At 70.4% G+C, this 6,375-nt stretch carries 5 protein-coding genes; all 5 read left to right on the top strand.

Going from position 1 to position 6,375, the window contains the following annotated elements; genetic code table 11:
• The coding region (locus tag Q8M88_RS07795; protein ID WP_305596068.1) for an aspartate/glutamate racemase family protein at positions 1-433 on the top strand (433 nt) is incomplete at its 5' end.
• Positions 434-561: 128 nt separating this feature from the next.
• Positions 562-1,041 carry a CopG family ribbon-helix-helix protein gene (locus Q8M88_RS07800; RefSeq protein ID WP_305596070.1) on the top strand — a complete coding sequence of 160 codons (480 nt, stop codon included), beginning with the start codon at positions 562-564 and terminating at the stop codon, positions 1,039-1,041.
• Positions 1,038-1,868 (top strand): urea amidolyase associated protein UAAP1, encoded by an 831-nt coding sequence (locus Q8M88_RS07805; protein ID WP_305596072.1) that lies wholly within the window; start codon positions 1,038-1,040, stop codon positions 1,866-1,868. Before Q8M88_RS07800 ends, Q8M88_RS07805 begins: the two co-directional genes overlap by 4 nt.
• Positions 1,865-2,512 (top strand): urea amidolyase associated protein UAAP2, encoded by a 648-nt coding sequence (locus tag Q8M88_RS07810; RefSeq protein ID WP_305596074.1) that lies wholly within the window; start codon positions 1,865-1,867, stop codon positions 2,510-2,512. Before Q8M88_RS07805 ends, Q8M88_RS07810 begins: the two co-directional genes overlap by 4 nt.
• A 38-nt stretch (positions 2,513-2,550) precedes the next feature.
• Entirely contained in the window at positions 2,551-6,222 is a 3,672-nt protein-coding gene (gene uca / locus Q8M88_RS07815) for an urea carboxylase (protein ID WP_305596075.1), read from the top strand.
• Positions 6,223-6,375 lie beyond the last annotated feature (153 nt).

A 6,375-nucleotide genomic window follows, 5' to 3' on the forward strand; every position in this document is an offset into this window, starting at 1 on the left:
CCAACGCGCCTCCGGCCTGCCGCTGATCGACATGATCCAGACCGCGGCCAGCGCCGCCGGCGAGACCGGTGCGCGCCGGGTCGGGGTGCTGGGCTCGCGCCCGGCGCTGCGGCTCTACCGCGAATACCTGGCCGCACAATCGATGGGCATCGTCACGCTGCCGGCCGAGCGCCAGCAGGCGTTCACCGAAGCCTTCGCCGATCTCAAGTCTGGCGATATCAGCGGCGACATGGGTCGGCGGATGGCCGAGCTGTCTTCCGAACTGATCGCCGACGGCGCGGAACTGGTAATTCTAGGCGCCGCCGAATTGACCATGGTGCTGAGCGAGGACGACGTCCTGTTCGGCGTCATCGACCCGGCCGAACGACTGGCGCGGCGCTGCGTCTCCGTCTGCCTCGGGCTGGAGCCTACGCCGGTCGCACTCGAGGGCTGAGGCCCATTTGCGAGCCTAACGGGCGCCGCGTGCTCCAGGCGCCCAGAGAGGCGGCGCCGGCGATTGCGAAAGCGGCCTTTCGGTATTACGAACTTCGCAATTCGTAATACCGCGGCCAGTCTCCTCCCATGACATCCGATCCCCTCGCCCAGCTCGCGCGGCTCAGCGTCAGCCTGCCGGCGGAGCTGCTTTCGCAGCTCGACGCCATGGTGGCGGAACGCGAACTGCCCAGCCGCTCGCAGATGATCGCCGAGCTGATCCGCCACGAACTGGCCCTGCATAGCGAGGGCCAGGAGGGCGCGGTGCTGGCCGGCGCGGTGACCCTGATCTACCGCGCCGACCGCGGTCGGGTGCGCCAGGCGCTCGCCCAGGCGCAGGGTTCCTTCGTCAAGGAAGTGATCTCCTCCCAACACGTCTTCCTGGAAGAGGATCAATCGCTGGAGGTGCTGCTGGTGCAGGGCCCGTCCGAGCGGCTGCAGGCGCTGTGCGACGAGCTGCGCAAGGTGCGTGGCGTGCAGCAGATCAAGCTGGTCACCACCACCGCCCTCCTGCCCCCGTTGCATGCGCACGGCGAGGCGGAAGAGCCCGGCAAGCGAGGCGCCCGATGAGCACAGTCGATACGTCCGATCCCAAGGCCGCCCAGGCCCACGCCCGATCCATGGGCGGCACGCGGGTCGAGGCCATGCCGTTCGTCCCGGCCGCCGAGGCGCCCGTCCTGCCCCACGGCGTCGCACCCTCCGACATGCTCTGGGCGGAGACGGTGGCGGCTGGCGGCTATACGGCGAAAATCCTGGGGCGCGGCGCAAGGCTGCGGCTCACAGACCTGAACGGCGAGGCCTGCGCCTCGATGCTGGCGTTCAGCGCCGAGCGGCCGAGCGAGCGGCTCAACGTCGCCGACACCCTGAAGGTGCAATGGAACGCCTATCTCGGCGCCGGCAAGCTGCTGCTATCCGACATGGGCCGGGTGATGTTCTCGATCCTGGAGGACACCGCCCAGACCCACGATGCGTTCTGCGGCGCGTCCAACGCGGCTTCCAACGCCCGGCGCTACGGCGATGGCGACAACTGGGGGGACCAACCCAACGCCCGCGACCGATTCAAGCTGGCGGTGGCGAAGTTCGGCCTGGGCGCGCGCGACATCCACCCCTGCATCAATTGGTTCAAGGGCGTGCGCGTCGAACCGGACGGCCAGACCACCTTGCAGGCCGGCCCCTTCGTTCCGGCGCGCCAGGTCACCCTGCGCGTCGAGGCCGACGTGATCGTCGTCCTCGCCAACTGCCCGCACGTGCTGGACCCGCGCGCCGACTACACGGTGACGCCGCTGGGCGTCGCCGCCTGGCGCGGACCCGTCACGCCCACCGACGACCCGATCCGTAACGCCACACCCGAGGGCCTGCGCGCCTTCCTCAACCTCGAGGATCACCTGCGCCGATGACCAGCACCGACAACGCCCTCTCCGGATTGCCCGCCCACATCGTCGCCGACCAGGTGGTCGCCGCCCGCGCGCCCTGGGACCACGTGGTGCGCAAAGGCCAGACCCTGCGCATCGTCGACCTGGAGGGCAACCAGGCCGTCGACTTCCTGATGTACGCCCTGGCCGACGACGCCGAGCGCTACAGCGCCCAGGACACCATCGCCGCCCAGGGCAACATCTTCCTACGCGAAGGCTCGAGGCTGCTGTCCAACGAGGGGCGGGCGATGGCCGTGGTGACCGCCACCTCCGTCGCCTACCACGACACCATCGGCGGGGCCTGCAGTTGCGAGAGCAACACCCTGCGCTACGGCCACCACACCAAGAGCCAGCACGCCTGCGTGGAGAACTTCCTGCAGGCCAACGCCCGCCACGGCCGCGGCAAGCGCGACATGGTCTCCAACATCAACTGGTTCATGAACGTGCCGGTCGAGGACGACGGCGCGCTGGGCATCGTCGACGGCATCTCCGCGCCCGGCCTCTACGTGGATCTGCGCGCCGAGATGGACCTGGTGGCGGTGGTCTCCAACTGCCCGCAGATCAACAACCCCTGCAACGGCTTCAACCCCACCCCGGTGCGCATGATCATCGCGAAGCCGGCGGCGTGAGGCTTTCTACTGAGCGAGTTCGAGAGGCCCGGTCCTAGATGTTCGCCAAGGTCCTGATCGCCAACCGGGGCGCGATCGCGTGCCGGATCATCCGCACGTGCAAGCGCATGGGCGTGGGCTCGGTGGCGGTGTTCTCCGACGCCGACGCGGGCTCGCTGCACGTCAGCCAGGCCGACGAGGCGGTGCGGATCGGGCCCGCGCCGGCGGCCGAGAGCTATCTGAACGTCGAGGCCATCCTCGCCGCCGCCAAGGTCACGGGCGCCCAGGCGATCCACCCAGGTTATGGCTTCCTGTCGGAGAACACCGCCTTCGCCGAAGCCTGCGAGGCGGCGGGAATCGCCTTCATCGGGCCGACGCCTGACAACGTGCGGGCGTTCGGGCTGAAGCACACGGCGCGCGACCTCGCGGTGTCGCACAGCGTGCCGCTGGCTCCGGGCACAGACCTTCTGACCGACGCGGCCATGGCGCTCGCCGCCGCTGAACGCATCGGCTTTCCGGTGATCCTCAAGGCCACCGCCGGCGGCGGCGGCATCGGCATGCGGGTCTGTGAGGTCGGCCCGGCGGTCGCCGAGGCGTTCGCCGCCGTGGCGCGGTTGGCTGGCGCCAACTTCTCCGACGCCGGCGTGTTCCTCGAGCGTTACGTGCGCCAGGCGCGGCACATCGAGGTGCAGCTGTTCGGCGACGGCCATGGCCGGGTGGTGGAGCTGGGCGACCGCGACTGTTCGCTGCAACGGCGCAACCAAAAGGTCATCGAGGAGACGCCGGCGCCCCACCTGCCGAGCGCCACCCGCGCGGCGCTGATCAAAGCGGCCGTGCGCCTGACCAGCGCGGTGAACTACCGATCGGCCGGCACGGTGGAGTTCCTCTATGACGCCGAGCGCGACGACTTCTTCTTCCTGGAAGTGAACACCCGTCTGCAGGTCGAGCATGGGGTGACCGAACAGGTCACCGGCGTCGACCTGGTGGAGTGGATGATCCGCGGAGCGGCTGGCGACTACGGCTTCCTCGACACTTGGAACGGCGAGGCGCGCGGCGCCTCGATCCAGGCGCGGCTCTACGCAGAGGATCCTGGCCAGGATTATCGGCCGAGCAGCGGCGTGCTCACCGAGGTCGAATTCCCGAAAGGTCCTCGCGTCGACGGCTGGATCGCCGCCGGGACCGAGGTCAGCGCCTTCTACGACCCCCTGCTGGCCAAGCTGATCGTCACCGCGCCGAACCGCGAGGCCGCGGTGGCGGCGCTGCAGGCGGCGCTGGACGCGACCCGGCTGTCCGGACTGGAGACCAATGTCGAATGGCTGCGGCAGGTGGCGCGCAGCGAAGCCTTCGTCACCGGTCATGTGGCGACCAATGTCCTGGCGACCATCCCCTACGCCCCGCGCACCATCCGGGTGCTCAGCGGCGGGCCGGCGACCACCGTCCAGGACTATCCCGGCCGGCTTGGCTACTGGGACGTGGGGGTGCCGCCGTCGGGGCCGATGGACGCCTTCGCCTTCCGGTTGGGCAACCGGTTGCTCGGCAACGCCGAGCGTGCGGCTGGGCTGGAGATCACCGCGCTCGGCCCGACCCTGGTGTTCAACCACGACGCGGTCGTCTGCCTGACCGGCGCGGAAATGGAGGGCGCGCTGGACGGCACGCCCGTCGCGCCCTATGCGCCGATCGCGATCCACGCGGGCCAGACGCTGAAGCTCGGCCGGGTGAAGGGCGCGGGCCTTCGGGCCTACCTGCTGGTGCAAGGCGGCCTGGACGTGCCGGACTACCTGGGCAGCCGCGCGAGCTTCACCCTGGGCGGCTTCGGCGGCCATGCGGGCCGCACCCTGGCGGCCGGCGACGTGTTGCGGCTGGCGCACCTCGACGGCCCGGGCGCGGAACCAGCGCTGGATGCCGCTCTGCGGCCGGCGCTCACCAAGGCCTGGACGATCCGCGTGCTGGCCGGCCCGCACGGCGCACCGGACTTTTTCACGCCCGCCGACATCGCCATGATCCGCGAGACGGCGTGGCGGGTGCACTACAACTCCAACCGCACCGGCGTCCGGCTGGTCGGCCCCAAGCCCGAGTGGGCCAGGCGCGACGGCGGCGAGGCCGGCCTGCATCCGTCCAACATCCACGACAACGCCTATGCGGTGGGCGCGGTTGACTTCACCGGCGACATGCCGATCATCCTGGGCCCCGACGGGCCGTCGCTGGGCGGCTTCGTCTGCCCGTTCGTGGTCATCCAAGCGGACCTGTGGAAGACCGGCCAGCTCGCGCCCGGCGATACGGTGAGCTTCCAGGTGGTCGACGACGCGGCCGCCCGCGCGGCGGAGGGCGAGCAGGATCGGTTGATCGCCGAACTCGCTCCCGCCCACCCCGGCGAAAGCCGGGGCCCAAGCGGGCCTTCCGCCTCTAAGGCTGATACAGCTTGGGTCCCGGCGTTCGCCGTGATGAGCGGCGGAGAGGACAGCCCCATCCTCCACATCATCGAGGCGGAGGGCGTGAGGCCCCGCGCGGTTTACCGGCGACAGGGCGACCGGCACCTGCTGGTGGAATACGGGCCGATCGTGCTGGACCTGGAGCTGCGTATCCGGGTCCACGCCCTGATGCTGGAACTGCAGGCCATGGACCTCGCCGGCGTGCTGGACGTGACCCCCGGCATCCGCTCGCTGCAGGTCCACTACGACGCCCGCGTGCTGTCGCAGGAGAGGTTGCTGACGGCGCTGGCCGACGCCGAGGACCGGCTGGGCGGGCTGGACGACTTCCAGATCCCGTCGCGCGTGGTCCACCTGCCGCTGTCGTGGAAGGACCCGGCGATCTACGAGACCATCGACAAGTACATGGCCTCGGTGCGCGACGACGCCCCGTGGTGCCCGGACAACATCGAATTCATCCGCCGCATCAATGGGCTCGCATCGGAGGACGACGTGCGCCGCACGGTGTTCGACGCGCGCTACCTGGTGATGGGCCTGGGGGACGTCTACCTGGGCGCGCCGGTGGCCACGCCCGTGGATCCGCGCCACCGGCTGGTGACCACCAAGTACAATCCCGCCCGCACCTGGACGCCGCCCAACGTGGTCGGGATCGGCGGGGCGTACATGTGCATCTACGGCATGGAGGGACCGGGCGGCTATCAGCTGTTCGGCCGCACGATCCAGGTGTGGAACACCTGGCGCCAGACCGACGCCTTCACCGACGGCAAGCCCTGGCTGCTGCGCTTCTTCGACCAGATCCGCTTCTTCCCGGTGAGCCACGAAGAGCTCGTCGAATGGCGGCGCGACTTCCCGTTGGGACGGCGCGAGATCCGCGTCGAGGAGGAGACCTTCCGCCTTTCCGACTATCGGAAGTTCCTGTCCGACAACGCCGACAGCATCGCCGGCTTCCAGGCGACCCGGCAGGCGGCGTTCGACGCCGAGCGAGCCGACTGGGAGGCGCGCGGCGAGTTCGCCCGCGTCGAGGCGCTGTCCGGCGTCGACGACGGACCTTCCGACACCGCGGCGGTTGTGGCGCCCGAGGGCTCCGAGCTGGTCGAGGCGCCGCTGGGCGGCAGCGTGTGGAAGGTGCTGGTCACGGCGGGCGACGTGGTCCGCCAGGGAGAGGTGATCGCGGTGATCGAAGCCATGAAGACCGAATGCGACGTACCCAGCCCTTCGGCCGGCGTGGTCCGCGCCGTCTACGCCGAAGAGCGCCAGGCGATCGCGCCGGGCGCGCCGATGATCGCCCTGGAGCCGGCGGCGTGAGCCGCCGCCTCTCCGCCCGCGCCATCGCCGCCGATGTGGCGGCCGGGCGCACGACCGCCGAGGCGGTGGCGGAGGACGCGCACGCCCGCATCGCCGCCGACGACGCGGTGCAGCCGCAGGCCTGGATCTCGCGGCCCGATCCGCAATCCGTGC

The sequence above is a fragment of the Phenylobacterium sp. genome (assembly GCF_030693805.1).
Lineage (GTDB): Bacteria > Pseudomonadota > Alphaproteobacteria > Caulobacterales > Caulobacteraceae > Phenylobacterium.